The 19754-nt window shown below is 69.9% G+C and carries 14 protein-coding genes; 9 read left to right on the top strand and 5 right to left on the bottom strand.

Annotated features, from left to right (window positions below; genetic code table 11):
* Window positions 1-4: 4 nt before the first annotated feature.
* From B072_RS49400 to B072_RS0129715, 3 genes are all read right to left on the bottom strand, one after another.
* Window positions 5-2593 carry an SUKH-4 family immunity protein gene (locus B072_RS49400; protein WP_051127320.1) on the bottom strand — a complete coding sequence of 863 codons (2589 nt, stop codon included), beginning with the start codon at window positions 2591-2593 and terminating at the stop codon, window positions 5-7.
* A 66-nt stretch (window positions 2594-2659) separates the two neighbouring features.
* Entirely contained in the window at window positions 2660-2932 is a 273-nt protein-coding gene (locus tag B072_RS0129720) for a hypothetical protein (RefSeq protein ID WP_018533607.1), read from the bottom strand.
* 88 nt (window positions 2933-3020) lie between these two features.
* Window positions 3021-6959, bottom strand: a complete 3939-nt coding sequence (locus B072_RS0129715) for a type VII secretion protein EccC (protein WP_018533606.1) — start codon at window positions 6957-6959, stop codon at window positions 3021-3023.
* A gap of 327 nt (window positions 6960-7286) precedes the next feature.
* Between B072_RS0129715 and eccD the strand changes: the two genes are divergently transcribed.
* The 6 genes from eccD to B072_RS0129685 all read left to right on the top strand — a co-directional run bounded on the left by eccD (window position 7287) and on the right by B072_RS0129685 (window position 14382).
* Entirely contained in the window at window positions 7287-8759 is a 1473-nt protein-coding gene (eccD, locus tag B072_RS0129710; RefSeq protein ID WP_026246437.1) for a type VII secretion integral membrane protein EccD, read from the top strand.
* Window positions 8760-8960: 201 nt separating this feature from the next.
* Window positions 8961-9248: a 30S ribosomal protein S15 gene (gene rpsO, locus B072_RS0129705; protein ID WP_018533604.1), complete on the top strand. Its 288-nt coding sequence runs from the start codon at window positions 8961-8963 to the stop codon at window positions 9246-9248.
* 298 nt (window positions 9249-9546) lie between these two features.
* The gene (locus tag B072_RS0129700) at window positions 9547-11763 is read left to right on the top strand and encodes a polyribonucleotide nucleotidyltransferase (RefSeq protein ID WP_018533603.1); all 2217 of its coding nucleotides are present in this window, start codon (window positions 9547-9549) and stop codon (window positions 11761-11763) included.
* Window positions 11760-13136, top strand: coding sequence for a M16 family metallopeptidase (locus B072_RS0129695; protein WP_018533602.1), 1377 nt, complete (start codon window positions 11760-11762; stop codon window positions 13134-13136). Before B072_RS0129700 ends, B072_RS0129695 begins: the two co-directional genes overlap by 4 nt.
* A 28-nt stretch (window positions 13137-13164) precedes the next feature.
* Complete coding sequence (gene dapB, locus B072_RS0129690; protein WP_018533601.1) at window positions 13165-13920, top strand: 4-hydroxy-tetrahydrodipicolinate reductase; 756 nt, start codon at window positions 13165-13167, stop codon at window positions 13918-13920.
* A gap of 9 nt (window positions 13921-13929) precedes the next feature.
* The gene (locus B072_RS0129685) at window positions 13930-14382 is read left to right on the top strand and encodes a tetratricopeptide repeat protein (protein ID WP_018533600.1); all 453 of its coding nucleotides are present in this window, start codon (window positions 13930-13932) and stop codon (window positions 14380-14382) included.
* A gap of 61 nt (window positions 14383-14443) precedes the next feature.
* Here B072_RS0129685 and B072_RS0129680 read toward each other — a convergent pair whose 3' ends face one another.
* Together B072_RS0129680 and B072_RS0129675 are read right to left on the bottom strand one after the other, a co-directional pair.
* A complete protein-coding gene (locus B072_RS0129680; protein ID WP_018533599.1) occupies window positions 14444-14998 on the bottom strand; it encodes a hypothetical protein in 555 nt (184 codons plus the stop codon).
* A 116-nt stretch (window positions 14999-15114) separates the two neighbouring features.
* The gene (locus B072_RS0129675) at window positions 15115-15354 is read right to left on the bottom strand and encodes a hypothetical protein (RefSeq protein WP_018533598.1); all 240 of its coding nucleotides are present in this window, start codon (window positions 15352-15354) and stop codon (window positions 15115-15117) included.
* Between the two features lie 212 nt (window positions 15355-15566).
* On the opposite strand from B072_RS0129675, the gene thyX reads away from it, so the two are divergent.
* The 3 genes from thyX to B072_RS0129660 all read left to right on the top strand — a co-directional run bounded on the left by thyX (window position 15567) and on the right by B072_RS0129660 (window position 19242).
* Window positions 15567-16307, top strand: a complete 741-nt coding sequence (gene thyX, locus B072_RS0129670; protein ID WP_018533597.1) for an FAD-dependent thymidylate synthase — start codon at window positions 15567-15569, stop codon at window positions 16305-16307.
* 207 nt (window positions 16308-16514) lie between these two features.
* Window positions 16515-17414, top strand: a complete 900-nt coding sequence (dapA, locus tag B072_RS0129665; protein ID WP_026246436.1) for a 4-hydroxy-tetrahydrodipicolinate synthase — start codon at window positions 16515-16517, stop codon at window positions 17412-17414.
* A 142-nt stretch (window positions 17415-17556) separates the two neighbouring features.
* On the top strand, window positions 17557-19242 hold the full coding sequence (locus tag B072_RS0129660; RefSeq protein ID WP_018533595.1) for a ribonuclease J: 1686 nt from the start codon (window positions 17557-17559) through the stop codon (window positions 19240-19242).
* The last annotated feature ends 512 nt before the right edge of the window (window positions 19243-19754 follow it).

Here is a 19754-nt window from a genome sequence, read left to right as displayed (position 1 = left end):
CGGGTCAGAACAACCCGTGCCACATCTGCTCGATGACCAGCGACCACCAATGCCCGGGCTCCGCAAGGCAGTTCGGGTCGATCGCCAGGAGTCGCTGCTGCAGGTCGGCGACGATCCGGCCCGCCGTGTACGGGTCCGCGTCGACCATGTGGCCGCGTGTCGCGTACAGCGTCGCGAGGGAGTACGCGAAGGCGGCGACCGACGAGTTCACGTACTGCAGTCGCCCGTCCAGCGGCATGGCCGCCCAGACCTGCCCGCTGTCCCGCTGCACCGTGATCACGTACACCCCGTCGGTGCCGATCCGGGTGTGCGCGGCCAGGACCTCGGCGGCCTCGGGGCTCAACTGGTTCCCGGTGCCGATGAGATGAGTGCGTACGTCCGCGAACATGCCGCCCATGACGGGCGGGGCGTCGGGGCTGTCCGTGTCCGCGAGGAAGAAGAGCGGGACGTCGGAGGGGATCCCGGCGACGGACAGGGTCGCGCGCGCGGCGTCGGGGAGCGCCGCGCCGGCCAGGAGCTGAGGGGCGTAACGGCGTACCTTCTCGCCGAAGACCCGAGTGAACAGCGGGCCGAGCTCCGCGTCCGGCGGTACGTGCGTGGGCGGTACGGGGTGGGGGAGCGGGGCGCGGTACGGCCGCGGCGGGGCAGGCTGGCCGGCGAGCTGGGCCATCAGCTCCGCCTGGGAGGTCAGCGCCGCGATCCCCTCGGCCCGCGACGCGGGGTCCCAGCCGTACGGGTGCGCGTACGACTGCGAGGCGTTCGGGAAGGCGGAGGCCAGCGTCTTCGCCGTGTAGCCGCCGGGAAAGTAGCCGGGGCACAGGTCGGTGTGGACCGCGACGACGTTGTCGGTGGACACGCCCAGCTGTTGGAGCTGCGCCATGGCCAGGTACTCGGCGGGCGGCTGCCCCGGCGTCGAGGTCGCGGCGACGTACGCCTCCTGGCCGGTACGCGGGTCGACGTACGTGAACACGGCGGTGTTGCCGGGGCCGGTGGCCGGCCGGGGTGCGGCCGCCTGAGCCGCGCCGGGCCGCGGGGACACGTCCACCAGAGTCGGCGTACGCGGTCCCGGCATCCCGGAACCCGACGGCTCGGCCGCGCCCGCCCCGCCGCGCACCACCCGCGCGCACTCCTCCAGTCCGTCCTCCGCGAACGCCTCCGCGAGCAGCGCGGCACGCTGCGCGGGGTCGGCCTGCGAGCGGGTGAGGAGCGGGGCGACACGGAGGTAGGTCCGCGCGGTTGGCGGGAGTCGGCCCGGAGCCGACGCGGCGAGCTCCTCCACCGCGGCCCGCAGCACCACCGGGTCCGCCTGCACCATCAGCGACAGGTCCTTGAACAGCCGCGCCAGCTGACCGGCGCCCAGGGCGTGGCCGACGACACCGTCGCGTACGTAGGGATCGGCCTGCGCCCAGCCCTGCTCCGGGACCAGTTCCAGCAGCTCCATCGCCAGGTCGAGCTGCGCCGCCCGCACATCGGGCAGCTGGGCGCGGATCGCCTCGCCGAGCGCGGGATGAGCGAGCGCGATGAACGGGGTCCGCCCCGAGCCGTCGTCGTCCACCGACGTCACGAACGGCCCGACCAGCCCCATCCCCTCGGCGATGTCCGCCCCCAGATCCCGGCCGGCCAGCGCCGAGGCGAGCGGTGCCCACAACGACAGCGGCAGACCGTCCCCCTCCGCGAGGGCGAGCGGAGTCAGGATCGCGCGCAGGGTGGCGGGATCGGCGCCGAGACGGAAGGCGTGCAGGTCGAGGGCCGGGCCGAGCCCCGTGGGAACGTAGCGGGTGTCGATCGGCGGCAGGGGCGCCAACAGCAGCCCGGCGACCGCGAGTTGCAGCGTCAGACGGCTGCCGCCGTCGGCCCGGGCCGCACCCGCCGCGAGCGCCTCGGCGAGCCCGCGACGGCTCGCCGGATCCGGGGCGTACGGCAGCACGGGCGCGCCGAACGCCGGGTCGAGCGCCGCCTCGGCCTGGAGGACGAGTCCCGCCGGATCGGCGTACTCGGGCGCGTCCAGATCGACGACCGCGGCCGTCCCGGGCGGCAGCGCGGCGGCGAGCTCGGCCGCCACCGCGCGCGGCACCTCGGCGAGCAGCCGGACGGACGGGACCGACGCCAGCGGCAGCAGCAGCTCACGCGCCATCAGCTCGGCACCCCGCCCGGCCCGCACCGGCCCTGCCCGGTCCACATCGGGTACGACGATGACGCGCTCGGCGGTGCCGAGAGCCTCGTACACCTCGGCATTGCGCGCGACGTCGATGCCGTAGTGATCGGCGAGCACCCACAACAGCTGACCGGGGGTCAGACCGGCGGCGCTCGGCGCCGCGGGCTCGGGCAGCTGCGGCGGCACGGTCCACGGGTCGAGGGCGTTCAGATCGATGCGCGCGCGATAGTCGGGCGCGCACAGCATCAGGAACCCGGTGAGCAGCCGCGAACTCCCGCTCCCGGGCGAGCCGGTGAGCAGCGTGACGCGCGGGGCGCCGGGCGCGACGGCCCGCCAGGCGGCCAGCGCACGCAGGGCTGCCGCACGGCCGCCGATGAACGGGTGCGGGGCGTACCCGGCCGGCTGCGCCCCGGCCGTCGGACCGACCGGCTGATGCATGACTCTCCCTGAACCCGTGATCACGAACGGCGTCAGCCTAGTAGGCGCGGCGGGCGCACCGACGTGCTACGCCTGCCCCACCTGTCGCCGGTACAGGTCGATCGCCGAGTCCGGCGGGAAGTTGGGCACGTACATCGTCGACCCGTCCGCCTTCGAGACGACCAGGTGGCTGCCTCCGTACGACGGCGGTTCGGTCGGCGGGAACGTCGCGTAGATCAGGAAGCCCAGGTCGAACTCCTGGACGTTGAGCGTGGCCGGGGTGCCGTCCGCGCACAGCGGCTGGAACGTGGCCCGCGCGATCGCGAGCGCCTCGTCGGTGGTGCGGGGTGCGATGGTCAACTTGCCTCTCCCTCAGTCTGGTTGTGCGTACGGCGCCGAGGACCGGAGTCCTCGGCGCCGTACCGTACGAACGCGAACCGCGCGACCGTCAGTTGTGCATCGGCAGCCAGGCCGTCTGCACCAGCTGCGCCCCGCCCTTGCGCGTGACGAGCATGCCTCGGCCGGGCGGCAGCTTCTGCGGCTTGAGCGGGCCGAAGATCTGACCCTCGGCCGGGTCGCCGGAGAGCACCACGCCCGTCGCGCCGAGCTCCTTCATGCGCTGCATGACCGGCTCGAAGGACTGCCGCGCCGCACCCGAGGACGACCGCGCCACGATGATGCGCAGACCCAGGTCCCGTGCGAACGGCAGGTACTCGAGCAGCGACTGCAGCGGGTTGCCGGAGCTGGTGGCCACCAGGTCGTAGTCGTCGACGATGATGAACGCGTCCGGCAGGTCGTACCACGACCGGTTGCGCAGCTGCTCCGGCGTGACGTCCGGGCCCGGCATACGGCGGCCCATGGAGCCCGCGAGGCTCGTGACCACCTCCTGCAGCTGCGGTCCCGACGCGCAGTACTTGTACAGGTGCGACTCGGGCATCTCGCTCAGGTGAGCGCGCCGGTAGTCACCGACGACCAGGAGCGCCTTGTCCGTCGCGTACCGCTCGGAGATCTGCTTGGCGATCATCCGCAGGAACGCGGACTTGCCGGACTCGGACTCGCCGTAGACCACCATCAGCGGGTCGTTCTCGAAGTCGATGAACGACGGCGACAGCGTCGTCTCGTCGACACCGATCGCCACACCGCGCTCGGGGAAGTCGCCGCCCTTGGGGACCTCGCTGATGTGCAGCTTGGTCGGCAGCATCCGTACCGGCGGGGCCGCCGGGCCCTGCCAGTGCTCGGAGATGGTCGCCACCATGTGCTCGATGCCCGGGCCGAGGGTCGTCACGTCGGACGAGCCGTCGATACGGGGCAGACCGGCGAGCGAGGTCAGCTTGTCGGCGGTCAGACCGCGGCCGGGCATGCCCAGCGGCACGGCCTCCATCTTCTTGCGGTCGAACTCCGACTCCATCGGGTCACCGAGCTTCAGCTCCACGCGGTTGAGGAGCTGGTCGCGCAGCGCGGGCCGGACCTCGCTGTAGCGGGCGGCGCCGATGATCAGGTGGATACCGAAGCCGAGACCGCGGGCGGCCAGGTCCAGCATGGCCGGGTCGAGCTGCTCGTAGTCGGTCTTGAAGGCGGCCCAGCCGTCGATGATCAGGAAGACGTCGCCCCACCGCTGGTCCGGGTACTGCCCGGCGGCACGCCGGGCCCGGTACGTACCGATGGAGTCGATGTTGTTGGCGCGGAAGAACTCCTCGCGCTCGTTGAGGATGCCGCGCACCTCGGCGACCGTACGACGGATCTTCTCGGCGTCCAGGCGGGAGGCGGCGCCGCCGACGTGCGGCAGACCCTCCATCGCCTGCATGCCGCCGCCGCCGAAGTCCAGGCAGTAGAACTGCACTTCGGCCGGGGTGTGGGTGAGCGCGAACGACGTGATCACGGTACGGATCAGCGTCGACTTGCCGGACTGCGGACCACCGACCACGAGCGCGTGACCGGCCGAGCCCGAGAAGTCCAGGTACTGGATGTCGCGCCGCTGCTCGAACGGCTTGTCCACCAGCGCCATCGGCACGATCAGCTTGCCCTGCGCCGCGTACTCGGCGGCGTGCAGGCCGCGTTCGGCCGTCGTCGACAGCGGCGGGAGCAGCGCGTCCGTGGACGGCGACTCCTCCAGCGGCGGCAGCCACACCTGGTGGGCGGGCGGGCCCTGCCCGACGAGGCGGGCCACGATGACGTCGAGGACGGTGTCCGCGAGCGCGTCGTCCACCTGGTCCGGCACCACCTCGGGCTCCGGCTCGTGGATGATCTGCTCGGCGACCGGCGCCGCGGTGAACAGCACCGGCTGGCGGTGGGTGCGCGATCCGCCGGGGCCGGGTCCGCCGGCCCGGTAGACGCCACCGACGTACGCGGCCTTGAACTGGATCATCGTCTCGGTGTCGTACTTGAGGATGCCCGAGCCCGGCACGTTCGGCAGGTGGTACGCGTCCGGGACGCCGATCGCCGTACGGGACTCGGCGGCGGAGAAGGTGCGCAGACCGATCCGGTACGAGAGGAAGGTGTCCAGACCGCGGAGCTTGCCCTCCTCCAGACGCTGCGAGGCGAGCAGCATGTGCACACCCATGGAACGGCCGATACGGCCGATCTGGATGAACATGTCGATGAAGTCGGGCCGGGCGGTGAGGAGTTCGGAGAACTCGTCGAGCACCATGACGAGGGAGGGCAGCGGTTCCAGCGGGGCGCCGGCCGCGCGGGCCTTCTCGTAGTCGGTGATGTTCGCGTAGTTGCCCGCCGAGCGGAGCAGCTCCTGGCGGCGCTGCAGCTCACCGGTGATCGAGTCGCGCATGCGGTCGATCAGGGTGAGGTCGTCGGCCAGGTTGGTGATCACGGCGGCGACGTGCGGGAGTTCGGACATGCCCGCGAAGGTCGCGCCGCCCTTGAAGTCGGCGAGGATGAAGTTGAGCGTCTCCGAGGAGTGCGTCACCGTCAGCGCGAGCACGAGGGTGCGCAGCACCTCGGACTTACCGGAACCGGTCGCGCCGACACACAGGCCGTGCGGGCCCATGCCCTCCTGCGACGCCTCCTTGATGTCGAGCATGACCGGCTGCCCGTCGCGGTCCACACCGAGCGGCACACGCAGTCGCTCGTGCAGGGTGCGCGGCCGCCACGTACGCGACACGTCCACCGAACCGGCGTCGCCGATGCCCATCAGCTCGGTGAAGTCCAGGTTGGCCAGCAGCGGTTCGTCGCCGTCCGCGGAACCGGCCCGCAGCGGCGCGAGCTGACGCGCGAGCGCCTCGGCCTCGGTCGTCGACAGGGTGTCGCAGACACCGGTGTACTGGGCGCCGCCCTGCGACTCGAGGAGCAGGCTGCCCGGGTGCACCTGCACGGACAGCGAACCGCGCAGTTCCTCCACTTCGCCGGGGACCACCTCGATGATGGTCACGCCCTGCAGGCCCTCGGCGCCCGCGATGAGCGACTCGTCGGGGATGTCGCCGCCGTCCATGACGACGACGATGTGCGGAGCGTCGGCCACCGGCGGGCCCTGCGGGTTGAAGCGGCCGCGCCCGTCGAGGTCGTCGTCGAGCATGTCCTCGACCTCGCCGAGGTCGCCCACGATCAGGCGCCGCGAGCCGGCCCCGTCCACGCTCGTGTCCTGCGCGTGCGGCAGCCACTTCGCCCATTCCCACTCGGCCATGGCGCCGGGCGAGGCGACCACCGCGAGCCGCAGGTCCTCGGGGGAGTGCAGGGTGCACAGCTGGGCGATCAGGGCCCGGGCCGCGCCGTAAGTGGTGTCCGGATCACCGGAGATGCTCACGTGGTAGAAGGAGCGCAGCGACACGGCCAGCGGCAGCGCGTCCAGCGTGCCGTGGGTGTCGAGGAACGACTTCATCGCGTGCGCGGTCAGCGGCTCCAGCTCGTCGAGCGGCGCGGTCTCCGGCGCCATCAGGGGCGTCGACAGCTGCTGCGGGCCGAGCCCGAGCCGCACCTGGGTGAAGTCCGCGTCGCTCGCGCGTCGTTCCCAGACCCGACGGCCCTCGGCGACCAGCGCCCACAGCTGCTCCGGGTTCGGGTGCAGGAAGAACTGCCCGTCGCGCTGCTTGCGCGCGGTCGTCCGCACCTCCCGGCGCACCTGGGACAGGTACTTGAGGTAGTCCTGGCGTTCCTGGGCCATCTCGGCCCCGCCGCCCTGACGCGCCTTGATCAGCTGCGCCAGCGCCATCGCGAGGGTGGAGACGATCATGACTCCGCCCATGATCTTCATGATCGACTGGCCGGAGGTGAAGAAGAACGCCGAGGACGTGCCCATGCCCAGCATGGGCAGCAGACTCATCATCAGGTTCTGGTCTTCGGGCCGGGCCAGCTCGGGCGGCGGTTCGAGCTGCACCTCGTCCGTCGATACGTCGGGCGGCAAGACCCGAGGCGGGCGCTTGACGATGACCACGCTCACCGAGGCACCAGTCCTTATTCGTCGGCAAATTCGGTTCGTGCGCACAGATGTCGTGCGCATCGGTATATGTCGGACCGCCCCCGTTACCGGCGGTACCCCCAGGCCGAAGGCGAGCGCTCCGGCGTGCCGGATGATCCTACTGACTCCGGTCAACTCACGGGGCCCGTGGGGTGAGATGAGACCTGGACGGTACGCTGTCGCACCGCGCGTGACGCCATCCGAACGCCGTACGGGCGCGATACGGGCGCGATGCGAGCACCGTCTGCACACCATCCGCACCGAACATCCGCGACGCCACACCAATCATTTACAAGGGGGAACCGCGAGGTGAGCACCACCGCTCTTGCCGGGGGCGGGACCGGCTTCTGCCGAGTCACCGTCGCCGCACCGGACGCACGTATCGATGTGGCCCTGCCCGAGGACACGGCCCTGGCCGACATCTATCCGGAGATCCTCCAGCTCTCCGGGCAGACCCAGGCCGAGGGTGACCCCACCGGATACCACCTGGTCCGTCGCGACGGCACCGTCCTGGACGCCGGCCGCTCGCTCGCCGACCAGCGCGTGCTCGACGGTGACGTGCTGCTCCTGCGCCCGTTCGGTGAATCGCTGCCCGCCGCCGTGTTCGACGACGTCTCCGACGCGGTCGCCTCCGCGGTCCGTCGCGACCGGCGGCGCTGGAGCGACGAGCTGATGAGCGTCGTCGGTCTCGCCGCGGGTGTGCTGCTGCTGACGATGATGGCGTTCGCGCTCTGGTTCTCGAACCCGCTCGACCGCGACATGCACGGCCTGCCCGGCATCATCGGCGGCGTCGTCGGTGTCCTGCTGGTGGCCCTCTCCGTGGTCCGCGCCCGGGTGTACGACGACCGCGCCGCCTCCACCGCCCTCGGCCTCGCCGCCCTGCCGCACCTGCTGCTCGCCGGGTCCGGCATCTTCTCGCCCGACGCCGGCCAGGGCCCCGGCCGGCTGCAGCTGCTGTCCGGCTGCGTCGTGGTGCTCGTCGCCGCCGCCCTCCTCGTCGTTCTGCTCCCGCACGGCGACGCCGTGTTCGTCGCCGCCGCCCTGTGCTCGGCCGTCGGCGCCCTCGCCACGTTCGGCGCCCTGGTCACCGAGGCCCAGCCGCGCGAGGTGGCAGCCGTCACCGCGGTCGTCGCGATCATCGCGGTCGCCTGGCTGCCCGGCCTCTCCGCCCGCTCCGCGCGACTGCCCATCGGCTACCGCTCGCCGGACCAGATCGCGCAGGGCCGTGACTACGGCCGCGACGAGGAGGAGCACGTCGACTTCGGCCGCATCGGCGCCCAGGTCCGCCGCGGCCACGAGCTGCTGCTCGGCCTCGTCATCGGCTGCGCGACCGTCGCCGTCGCCACGGCCGGCGTGGTCCTCGGCTTCTCCGACCAGGTCTGGGCCCAGTTGCTCGCCCTCGCCTGCGGCATCGCCGTCATGCTGCGCGCCCGCCTCTTCGACTACACCGCGCAGGTCGCGTCCCTGGTCGTGGGCGGTCTGCTCATCCTGGGCCTGCTGATCCTCGGCATGTCGCTGCACGTCCCGCAGTCCCTCCTGTACGACCTCGTCGCGCGGGGCGACAGCGGCCCGCTCAACATCCACACCCTCTGGTTCACCGCCTCGATCGGCGGCGGAGCGGCCCTGCTCGTGGCCGTCGGCCTGACCGTGCCCCGCAAGGGCGTCTCCCCGTTCTGGGGTCGCATCCTCGACCTCTTCGACGGCTTCGTCCTGCTGACCCTCGTCCCGCTGTGCCTGGCCGTGCTCGGCCTGTACACGCAGGTGCGCAGCATGGTCAGCTGACCGGCGACGGAACGGCGAACGGCCGTGGTCCGGGTGGCAGCCGCGTGGCTGGTACTCTGGTCCACGGCCGTTTGTGTACGCGCCCCCGGCAATCTGCTGGGAGCAGCGCCCAGCGAGCCTCGCCTCCCGAGTTACGGAAGCTCCCCTGAGATGTGGACCAGGGGCACTCGGTGGCCACGAAAAAGACTACGAGGAGTACGCGTGCCGCTCGACGCCGCTACGAAGAAGCAGATCATCAGCGAGTTCGGTCAGAAGGAGGGCGACACCGGCTCCCCCGAGGTCCAGGTCGCCATGCTTTCCCGCCGCATCTCGGACCTGACCGAGCACCTCAAGACGCACAAGCACGACCACCACTCCCGTCGTGGTCTGCTGATCCTGGTCGGCCAGCGTCGCCGCCTGCTGCAGTACCTGGCCAAGAAGGACATCGCGCGCTTCCGTGTCCTGGTCGAGCGCCTCGGCATCCGCCGCGGTGCGGCCGGCGCCCGCTAAGACGCCATGAAGGGGAGCGGTTCCCACGCTTGAGGGGGCCGCTCCCTTTGCTGTACGTGCGTACTGTCACCGTCGCTTTGTAGTCTGGTGACGTACGACCACTGAAGAAGAACGAGGAGAGGCGCGGCCAAGCCGCCGCCGGTCCTCGGTAGTGGCCCCCGGAGACGCAAGAGGATCCCCGGGTGCTTCGATCGAAGACCGGCCCGCACCCACGGCGCGCTTCTCCGCACCGTCCCCCTGCCACACGGGCAGAGAGGGACAAAAGACGTAACAGACGAAAGTAACGGAGAAAACGCTAGTGGAGAACGAGACCCACTACGCCGAGGCCGTCATTGACAACGGCTCCTTCGGCACCCGCACCATCCGCTTCGAGACGGGCCGCCTGGCCCGTCAGGCCGCCGGCTCCGCCGTCGCCTACCTCGACGACGACACCATGGTGCTCTCGGCCACCTCGGCCTCGAAGAACCCCAAGGACAACCTCGACTTCTTCCCCCTCACGGTGGACGTCGAGGAGCGGCAGTACGCCGCCGGCAAGATCCCCGGCAGCTTCTTCCGCCGCGAGGGCCGTCCCTCCGAGGACGCCATCCTCACCTGCCGCCTGATCGACCGCCCGCTGCGCCCGTCCTTCAAGAAGGGCCTGCGCAACGAGATCCAGGTCGTCGCCACGATCATGGCGCTCAACCCCGACCACCTGTACGACGTCGTGGCGATCAACGCCGCGTCCGCGTCGACGCAGCTGGCCGGTCTGCCCTTCTCCGGCCCGGTCGGCGGCGTCCGCGTCGCGCTGATCAACGGCCAGTGGGTCGCGTTCCCGACGCACACCGAGCTCGAGGACGCCGTCTTCGACATGGTCGTCGCCGGTCGCGTCCTGGAGGACGGCGACGTCGCGATCATGATGGTCGAGGCCGAGGCCACCGACAAGACCATCAAGCTGGTCGAGGGCGGCGCCGAGGCGCCGACCGAGGAGGTCGTCGCCGCCGGTCTGGACGCCGCGAAGCCCTTCATCAAGGTCCTCTGCAAGGCCCAGTCGGACCTCGCCGCGAAGGCCGCCAAGCCGACCGCCGAGTTCCCGATCTTCCTGGACTACCAGGACGACGTGCTCGAGGCCCTGACCGCCGCGGTCAAGGCTGAGCTGTCGGCCGCCCTGACCATCCCGGGCAAGCAGGACCGCGAGGCCGAGCTGGACCGCGTCAAGGGTCTCGCCGCCGAGAAGCTGCTCCCGCAGTTCGAGGGCCGCGAGAAGGAGATCTCCGCCGCGTACCGCTCGCTGACCAAGTCCCTGGTCCGTGAGCGCGTCATCAAGGAGAAGAAGCGCATCGACGGCCGCGGTGTCACCGACATCCGCACCCTGGCCGCCGAGGTCGAGGCCATCCCGCGCGTGCACGGCTCCGCCCTGTTCGAGCGTGGCGAGACCCAGATCCTGGGCGTCACCACGCTGAACATGCTGCGCATGGAGCAGCAGCTGGACACCCTCTCCCCGGTGACCCGCAAGCGCTACATGCACAACTACAACTTCCCGCCGTACTCCGTCGGTGAGACGGGCCGCGTCGGCTCCCCGAAGCGCCGCGAGATCGGCCACGGCGCGCTCGCCGAGCGCGCGATCGTGCCGGTCCTGCCGACGCGCGAGGAGTTCCCCTACGCGATCCGTCAGGTCTCCGAGGCGCTGGGCTCCAACGGCTCGACGTCCATGGGCTCGGTCTGCGCCTCCACCATGTCGCTGCTGAACGCCGGTGTGCCGCTGAAGGCCCCCGTCGCCGGTATCGCCATGGGCCTGATCTCCCAGGAGATCAAGGGCGAGACGCACTACGTCGCCCTGACCGACATCCTCGGTGCCGAGGACGCGTTCGGTGACATGGACTTCAAGGTCGCCGGTACGAAGGACTTCGTGACGGCCCTCCAGCTGGACACGAAGCTCGACGGCATCCCGGCCTCCGTCCTGGCCGCCGCCCTCAAGCAGGCCCGCGACGCCCGCCTCCACATCCTCGACGTGATGATGGAAGCGATCGACGTCCCGGACGAGATGTCCCCGAACGCCCCGCGGATCATCACGGTCAAGATCCCCGTGGACAAGATCGGTGAGGTCATCGGCCCGAAGGGCAAGATGATCAACCAGATCCAGGAGGACACCGGCGCCGACATCACGATCGAGGACGACGGCACCATCTACATCGGTGCCGCCGACGGCCCGGCCGCCGAGGCCGCCCGCGCCACGATCAACGGCATCGCCAACCCGACCATGCCGGAGGTCGGCGAGCGCTACCTGGGCACCGTCGTGAAGACGACGACCTTCGGCGCGTTCGTGTCGCTGCTCCCGGGCAAGGACGGTCTGCTGCACATCTCGCAGATCCGCAAGCTCGCCGGCGGCAAGCGCGTGGAGAACGTCGAGGACGTCCTCGGTGTGGGCCAGAAGGTCCAGGTCGAGATCGCCGAGATCGACTCCCGCGGCAAGCTCTCCCTGATCCCCGTGGTCGAGGGCGAAGAGGGCGACGACAAGAAGGACGACACCGACAAGTGACGTCTCGTAACACCAAGGCGACGGCCCGCACCTCTTCGGAGGGGCGGGCCGTCGCCCGTACCCAAACCCTGATCAAGGGCGAGAACGGCATCGGCACGGTCCGCAGGACCACCCTCCCGGGCGGTCTGCGCATCGTCACCGAGACCCTGCCCTCCGTCCGCTCGGCGACCTTCGGCATCTGGGCCCACGTCGGCTCCCGCGACGAGACCCCGACGCTGAACGGCGCGACGCACTACCTGGAGCACCTCCTCTTCAAGGGCACGAAGAAGCGCAGCGCCCTCGACATCTCCGCGGCCGTCGACGCGGTCGGCGGCGAGATGAACGCCTTCACGGCGAAGGAGTACACCTGCTACTACGCGCGCGTGCTCGACACCGACCTGCCGCTCGCCATCGACGTCGTCTGCGACATGCTGACCGGCTCCCTCATCGAGGAGGAGGACGTCGACGCCGAGCGCGGCGTGATCCTCGAAGAGATCGCGATGACCGAGGACGACGCCGGTGACGTCGTGCACGACCTGTTCGCGCACACGATGCTCGGCGACACCCCGCTGGGCCGCCCGGTCCTCGGCACGCCCGACACGATCAACGCCCTGAGCCGCGGCCAGATCGCCCGCTTCTACAAGAAGCACTACGACCCGACCCACCTGGTCGTGGCCGCCGCGGGCAACGTCGACCACGACAAGGTCGTACGTCAGGTGCGCGCCGCCTTCGAGAGGGCCGGCGCGCTCACCGGCACGGCCGCGCCGATCGGCCCGCGCACCGGCCGCAAGACCCTGCGCACCGCCGGCCGCATGGAGCTCCTCGGCCGCAAGACCGAGCAGGCCCACGTCATCCTCGGCATGCCGGGCCTGGCCCGCACCGACGACCGCCGCTGGGCCATGGGCGTCCTGAACACGGCGCTCGGCGGCGGCATGTCCTCCCGCCTCTTCCAGGAGGTCCGCGAGAAGCGCGGCCTGGCCTACAGCGTGTACTCGTACACCTCGGCCTTCGCCGACTGCGGTCTGTTCGGCGTGTACGCGGGCTGCCGCCCGAACCAGGTGCACGACGTCCTGAAGATCTGCCGCGACGAGCTGGACCAGGTCGCGCAGCACGGCCTCACGGACGACGAGATCGTCCGGGCCATCGGCCAGCTGAAGGGCTCGACGGTCCTCGGCCTGGAGGACACCGGCGCGCTCATGAACCGCATCGGCAAGAGCGAGCTGTGCTGGGGCGAGCAGATGTCGGTCGACGACATGCTGGCCCGCATCACTGCCGTGACCCCCGACGAGGTGCGCGAGGTGGCCCGCGAGATCCTGGGACAGCGCCCGTCCCTGTCGGTGATAGGCCCGCTCAAGGACAAGCAGGCGGCACGCCTCCACGACGCCGTCGCGTAACCCTTCGCATGTAAGGAACTGGAAGAACATGAGCAAGCTGCGCGTGGCGGTCCTCGGAGCCAAGGGCCGCATCGGCTCCGAGGCGGTCCGTGCCGTCGAGGCCGCCGAGGACATGGAGCTGGTCGCGGCGCTCGGCCGCGGCGACAAGCTGGACACGCTGGTCGAGTCCGGCGCCCAGGTCGTGGTCGAGCTGACCACACCCGACTCGGTGATGGAGAACCTGGAGTTCGCGGTCGGCCACGGCATGCACGCCGTCGTCGGCACGACGGGCTGGACCGAGGACCGCCTCACGCAGCTGAACTCCTGGCTCGCGGCCTCCCCGGAGACCGGCGTCCTGATCGCGCCGAACTTCTCCATCGGCGCGGTCCTGACGATGAAGTTCGCCGAGGTCGCGGCCCCGTACTTCGAGTCCGTCGAGGTCATCGAGCTCCACCACCCGAAGAAGGTCGACGCCCCGTCGGGCACGGCCTCGCGCACCGCCCAGTTGATCGCGGCGGCCCGCGCGAAGGCCGGCAGCGCACCCGCGCCGGACGCGACGCGGACCGCGCTCGACGGCGCCCGCGGCGCGGACGTCGACGGCGTCCCGGTCCACTCGGTCCGCCTGCGCGGCCTCCTGGCCCACCAGGAGGTCCTCCTGGGCGCCGAGGGCGAGACGCTCACGATCCGCCACGACTCGCTGCACCACAGCAGCTTCATGCCGGGCATCCTCCTGGGCGCCCGCAAGGTCGTGACGGCTCCGGGCCTCACCTTCGGCCTGGAACACTTCCTCGACCTGAACGGCTGACCCGTACCGATGCGCGCGAAAATCACGTACGCGATCACCGCGGCGGTCCTGGTCGTCTACTTCGTCCTGGCCGGCGACCGCGGCGTCATGCTGATCCGGCAGGGCACGCTCCTGACGGTCACCTTCGGTGTCGCGGTGCTGATCCTGCCGGTGATCGGCATCTGGTTCCTGTGGGCGAACACCCAGTTCGTCCGCAAGGCCAACCGCCTCGCCGAACTCCTGGAGGCGGAGGGCGGCCTGCCCGTCGACGAACTCCGCCGCGACGACTACGGCCGCATCGACCGCGACTCCGCCGACGAGGTCTTCGCCCGGCGCAAGGCCGAGACGGAGGACACCCCGGGCGACTGGCGCTGCTGGTTCCGCCTCGCGGTCGCCTACCGGGACGCACGCGACACCCCGCGCGCGCGGAAGGCGATGCAGCGCGCGATCGCCCTCCAGGAGGGCCGCACCCTCAGCACCTGATGCGCGTATGACGAAGGGGCCCGCCGAGATCGTCTCGGCGGGCCCCTTCGTCATACGCGCATCAGGTCTGCGGCCGGTACTCCTCGGCCCACACCTCGATGCTGTCCGAGGCCCGGTCGAACGCCGTGGACCGGCCGAGGAAGTCGCCGTTGTGGCTGGTGAGCAGAGTCGACTGCTCACCCTGCCGGTCACGCCGTACGAGGACCAGGGCCTGCCCCTGAACCGTGCGGGGCAGCCCGAGCCAGCGCACCGGCTGCTGCACCGTGCGCGCGGTCACGACCCGGTCCCAGGACGCGGTCCGGGTCTGGAAGAACCCGACGTGACGCAGCCCGCGCGCGCTCACCCAGACGCCCACCCGCAGCAGGCGCAGCGCCGCGGCGATGATCAGCACCGCCAGCACGCCGCACACGGTCGCGGCGGAAAGGCCACCGGCCGCCGCGATGATGACGGCGGCGAACAGCACGTACGACGCCAGCAACAGAAGCAACGCGGCCGCGCCCACCCGGTACGGGCCCGGGCGGTACGGGCGGCGCCACTGGTCACGGTCGTCGAAGGGCAGCGCGGTGTCCGCGGCCTCGTCGAAAGCACGATCGGCCGTCAGGAAGGGCAGGGGCACGACGGGTCCTCACTCGATCCACGCTGGTCTTGGGCTGTGCCCGGTGAGGCTACCCAGGCGGGACCGGCCCTTCCACCCCAGGGGGTCCGGACGGGTATGGACGAGCCAGGAGCGGCTCAGCGACCGTCGGCAGCCTCGGACTGCTGCACGTGCTGAGTGGACTGGTCGGCGGACAGGGCCGGCATCCCGAACAACAGGGAGCCGGTGAGTCCGGCGACGACGGTCAGCCCGACCAGCCAACGGCCGGCCATCTGACCTGTGGAAAGACGTTCACGCGCGGGCGGCGTGACGTTACTGCGGAACTTGTCGGCTTCGGCGATGAAGGCGAAGGGTACGGGTTCGCGCCGACGGAACATGGGTGCTGCTTCTCCTCAAGAGGTTCGAACGAAGTGTGTTCATCTACACAGACGCTCGCCTGCCCCAAAAGGTGCCACCATTCGCCAAATTCGCAGAAGTTTTTTCCTGTTCGGTGCGGATCGTGACGAGAGCGGGCGAATGCCGCGTTGTCAGTGGGGGCCCGTAGAGTGGGCGCCGCCCGACCGTAGTGATGGGAAGGACCCCCCAAGCCGTGACCGAAACCCCTGCTGAAGACCTCAAGCCGACGTTCCGTGGCGATGTCACCGTCGAGCTGGTGAAGCACACCGCCAGCGACTCGGACGTGCTGTTCGCGGCCCGCGTCTCCACCGTAGGCGAGCAGTCTTTGGATGAGCTGTCCAAGGACCCTGCCCGCTCCAAGGGGCTGATCAACTACCTGATGCGCGACCGGCACGGCAGCCCGTTCGAGCACAACTCGATGACGTTCCTGATCAGTGCCCCGATCTTCGTCTTCCGCGAGTTCATGCGCCACCGCGTGGGCTGGTCGTACAACGAGGAGTCGGGCCGCTACCGGGAGCTCCAGCCGGTCTTCTACGTCCCGGACGCCGACCGCAAGCTGGTGCAGGAGGGCCGCCCGGGCAAGTACGAGTTCGTCGAGGGCACCCAGGCCCAGCAGGAGCTGACGGCGCGTTGCATGGAGGACTCGTACCGCCAGGCGTACGAGGCGTACCAGGAGATGCTGGCGGCGGGTGTGGCCCGTGAGGTGGCCCGCGCGGTGCTCCCGGTCGGCCTGTTCTCGTCGATGTACGCGACGTGCAACGCCCGCTCGCTGATGCACTTCCTCGGCCTGCGCACCCAGCACGAGCTCGCCAAGGTCCCGTCCTTCCCGCAGCGGGAGATCGAGATGGTCGGCGAGAAGATGGAGGCGGCGTGGGCCGAGCTCATGCCGCTCACCTACGCGGCGTTCAATGCCAACGGGCGCGTGGCGCCGTAGTCCTGGCCACCGGGCCGGGCACAGATGTACGGATGACCCAGTCGAAGTGTCCGTATTGCGGCATTTCGTAAAGTTCATCTAGCCTGATCAAACGGACCCGGCACTGCTTGAACCCCCGAGCAGGCAGTGCCGGGCTCCATCTTTGTCGTGACTTGTCGCATCCCCCGAGGGGGGACCCGGTGCTGAGCAGCGAGTAGCGTGTTACCCATGGCTCCGACCTCGACTCCGCAGACCCCCTTCGGGAGGGTCCTCACCGCCATGGTCACGCCCTTCACGGCGGACGGCGCACTCGACCTCGACGGCGCGCAGCGGCTCGCCGCCCACCTGGTGGACGCAGGCAACGACGGCCTGATCGTCAACGGCACCACCGGCGAGTCCCCGACCACCAGCGACGCGGAGAAATCGGATCTCGTACGGGCCATCGTGGAAGCGGTCGGCGACCGAGCCCACGTCGTCGCCGGAGTCGGCACGAACGACACCCGTCACAGCATCGAGCTCGCCCGCCAGGCCCAGCAGGCCGGCGCGCACGGCCTGCTCACGGTCACGCCGTACTACAACAAGCCCCCGCAGGAGGGTCTGCTCCGCCACTTCTCGGCGATCGCGGACTCGACCGAGCTCCCGGTGATGCTCTACGACATCCCGGGCCGCAGCGGCGTACCGATCAACACGGAGACGATCGTCAGGCTCGCCGAGCACCCCCGCATCGTCGCCAACAAGGACGCCAAGGGTGACCTCGGCCGCGCGAGCTGGGCCATCGCCCGTTCGGGCCTGGCCTGGTACTCCGGTGACGACATGCTCAACCTGCCGCTCCTGTCGGTCGGCGCGTGCGGCTTCGTCTCGGTGGTCGGCCATGTGGTGGCACCCGAGCTCCGCGCGATGCTCGACGCCTATGTGTCGGGTGACGTGCACAAGGCGACGGAGATCCACCAGAAGCTGCTCCCGGTCTTCACCGGCATGTTCCGTACGCAGGGCGTCATCACGACGAAGGCCGCGCTCGCCCTCCAGGGCGTGCCCGCCGGACCCCTGCGCCTGCCCCTCGTGGAGCTGACCGCCGACGAAACGGCTCAGCTCAAGATCGATCTTGCCGCCGGCGGGGTACAGCTCTAATCACAGACTTGGCAAAGCTCCACAACTGAATCAACAGAACACGAGCAACACCGAAATACGACCAACAACAACTGCTACAGCACGAACGTCACGCGCGCCACGTGCCTTACAGGTACGTGGCGCGCGTGGTGAGGAGAGTCTTTTGAGTCATCCGCATCCTGAACTGGGCGCCCCGCCGAAGCTCCCGAAGGGCGGCCTGCGGGTCACCCCGCTGGGCGGTCTCGGTGAGATCGGGCGCAACATGACCGTCTTCGAATTCGACGGCCGTCTGCTGATCGTCGACTGCGGAGTGCTCTTCCCGGAGGAGGAGCAGCCCGGAATCGACCTGATCCTTCCGGACTTCACGTCCATCAGGGACCGCCTCGACGACATCGAGGGCATCGTCCTGACGCACGGCCACGAGGACCACATCGGTGGCGTCCCGTATCTCCTGCGCGAGAAGCCGGACATCCCGCTGATCGGCTCCAAGCTGACCCTCGCCCTCATCGAGGCGAAGCTCCAGGAGCACCGCATCCGCCCGTACACGCTCGAGGTCGCCGAGGGCGACCGCGAACGCCTGGGCCCCTTCGACTGCGAGTTCGTCGCGGTCAACCACTCCATCCCGGACGCGCTGGCCGTGGCGATCCGCACCCCGGCGGGCATGGTGGTCCACACCGGCGACTTCAAGATGGACCAGCTCCCGCTGGACCGTCGCCTCACGGACCTGCCGACCTTCGCGCGGCTCGGCGAGGAGGGCATGGACCTTCTCCTCTCCGACTCGACCAACGCCGAGGTGCCGGGCTTCGTCCCGCCCGAGCGCGACATCTCGAACGTGATCCGCGGCGTCTTCGCCGGCGCCCAGAAGCGGATCATCGTCGCCTCGTTCGCCAGCCACGTGCACCGCATCCAGCAGATCCTGGACGCGGCCCACGAGTACGGCCGCCGGGTCGCGTTCGTCGGCCGTTCGATGGTCCGCAACATGGGCATCGCGCGGGACCTCGGCTATCTGAAGGTGCCGGCCGGTCTCGTCGTGGACGTCAAGACCCTCGACGACCTCCCGGACAGCGAGGTCGTCCTGGTCTGCACGGGTTCCCAGGGCGAGCCGATGGCGGCCCTGTCCCGCATGGCCAACCGCGACCACCAGATCCGCATCGTCTCCGGCGACACGGTGATCCTGGCGTCGTCGCTCATCCCCGGCAACGAGAACGCGGTCTACCGCGTGATCAACGGCCTGACCCGCTGGGGCGCGAACGTCGTCCACAAGGGCAACGCCAAGGTGCACGTCTCGGGCCACGCGTCCGCGGGCGAGCTCCTGTACTTCTACAACATCTGCAAGCCCAAGAACCTGATGCCGGTCCACGGCGAATGGCGCCACCTGCGCGCCAACGCCGAGCTCGGCGCCCTCACCGGCGTCCCGCACGACCGCATCGTGATCGCCGAGGACGGCGTCGTCGTCGACCTGGTCGACGGCAAGGCCAAGATCGTCGGCAAGGTCCAGGCGGGCTACGTCTACGTGGACGGCCTCTCCGTCGGCGACGTCCGCGAGCCGGCCCTCAAGGACCGCAAGATCCTCGGCGACGAAGGCATCATCTCGGTCTTCGTGGTCGTGGACTCCAGCACCGGCAAGATCACCAGTGGCCCGATGATCCAGGCCCGTGGATCCGGCATCGAGGACTCGGCGTTCAGCGCCGTCATGCCGAGGATCCAGGATGTCCTGGAGAAGTCGGCCCAGGACGGCGTCGTCGAGCCCCACCAGCTGCAGCAGCTCATCCGCCGCACGCTGGGCAAGTGGGTGTCGGACACGTACCGCCGGCGCCCGATGATCCTCCCGGTCGTCGTCGAGGTCTGAGGCACGTGAGGAGCGGGGCCCCTCGATTTGCATCGGGGCGCCCCGCTCCAGTACGTTTACGGCTCCGCCTGAGGGGAACCCGACGCAGTTACGCGCTCGGATCAGTCCCCGAGAGGGGCGGGAATTCCGACTCAGAATCTCTGATAAAGTCGGAACCGCCGGAAAGGAAACCACGAAAGTGGAATCCCGGAAAGCGAAGCAAGACCCCGAGGAAATCGGCCGGTGAAACGGTCTGATAGAGTCGGAAACACGAAATACCGAAGGGAAGCGCCCGGAGGAAAGCCCGAGAGGGTGAGTACAAAGGAAGCGTCCGTTCCTTGAGAACTCAACAGCGTGCCAAAAATCAACGCCAGATATGTTGATACCCCGTCTCCAGCATCAGCTGGGACGAGGTTCCTTTGAAAAAGTCCTGCCGGTCTTCGACTGGCAGGCGCACAGCGAGGACGCTGTGAACCGGGAGATTATTCCTCTCCTGGTTCCGCTCTCGTGGTGTCACCCCGATTACGGGGAAA

It is taken from the genome of Streptomyces sp. HmicA12 (assembly GCF_000373565.1).
Lineage (GTDB): Bacteria > Actinomycetota > Actinomycetes > Streptomycetales > Streptomycetaceae > Streptomyces.
The sequence above is the reverse complement of the archived record's forward strand: the minus strand, read 5'-3'. Positions and strand labels throughout refer to the sequence as shown.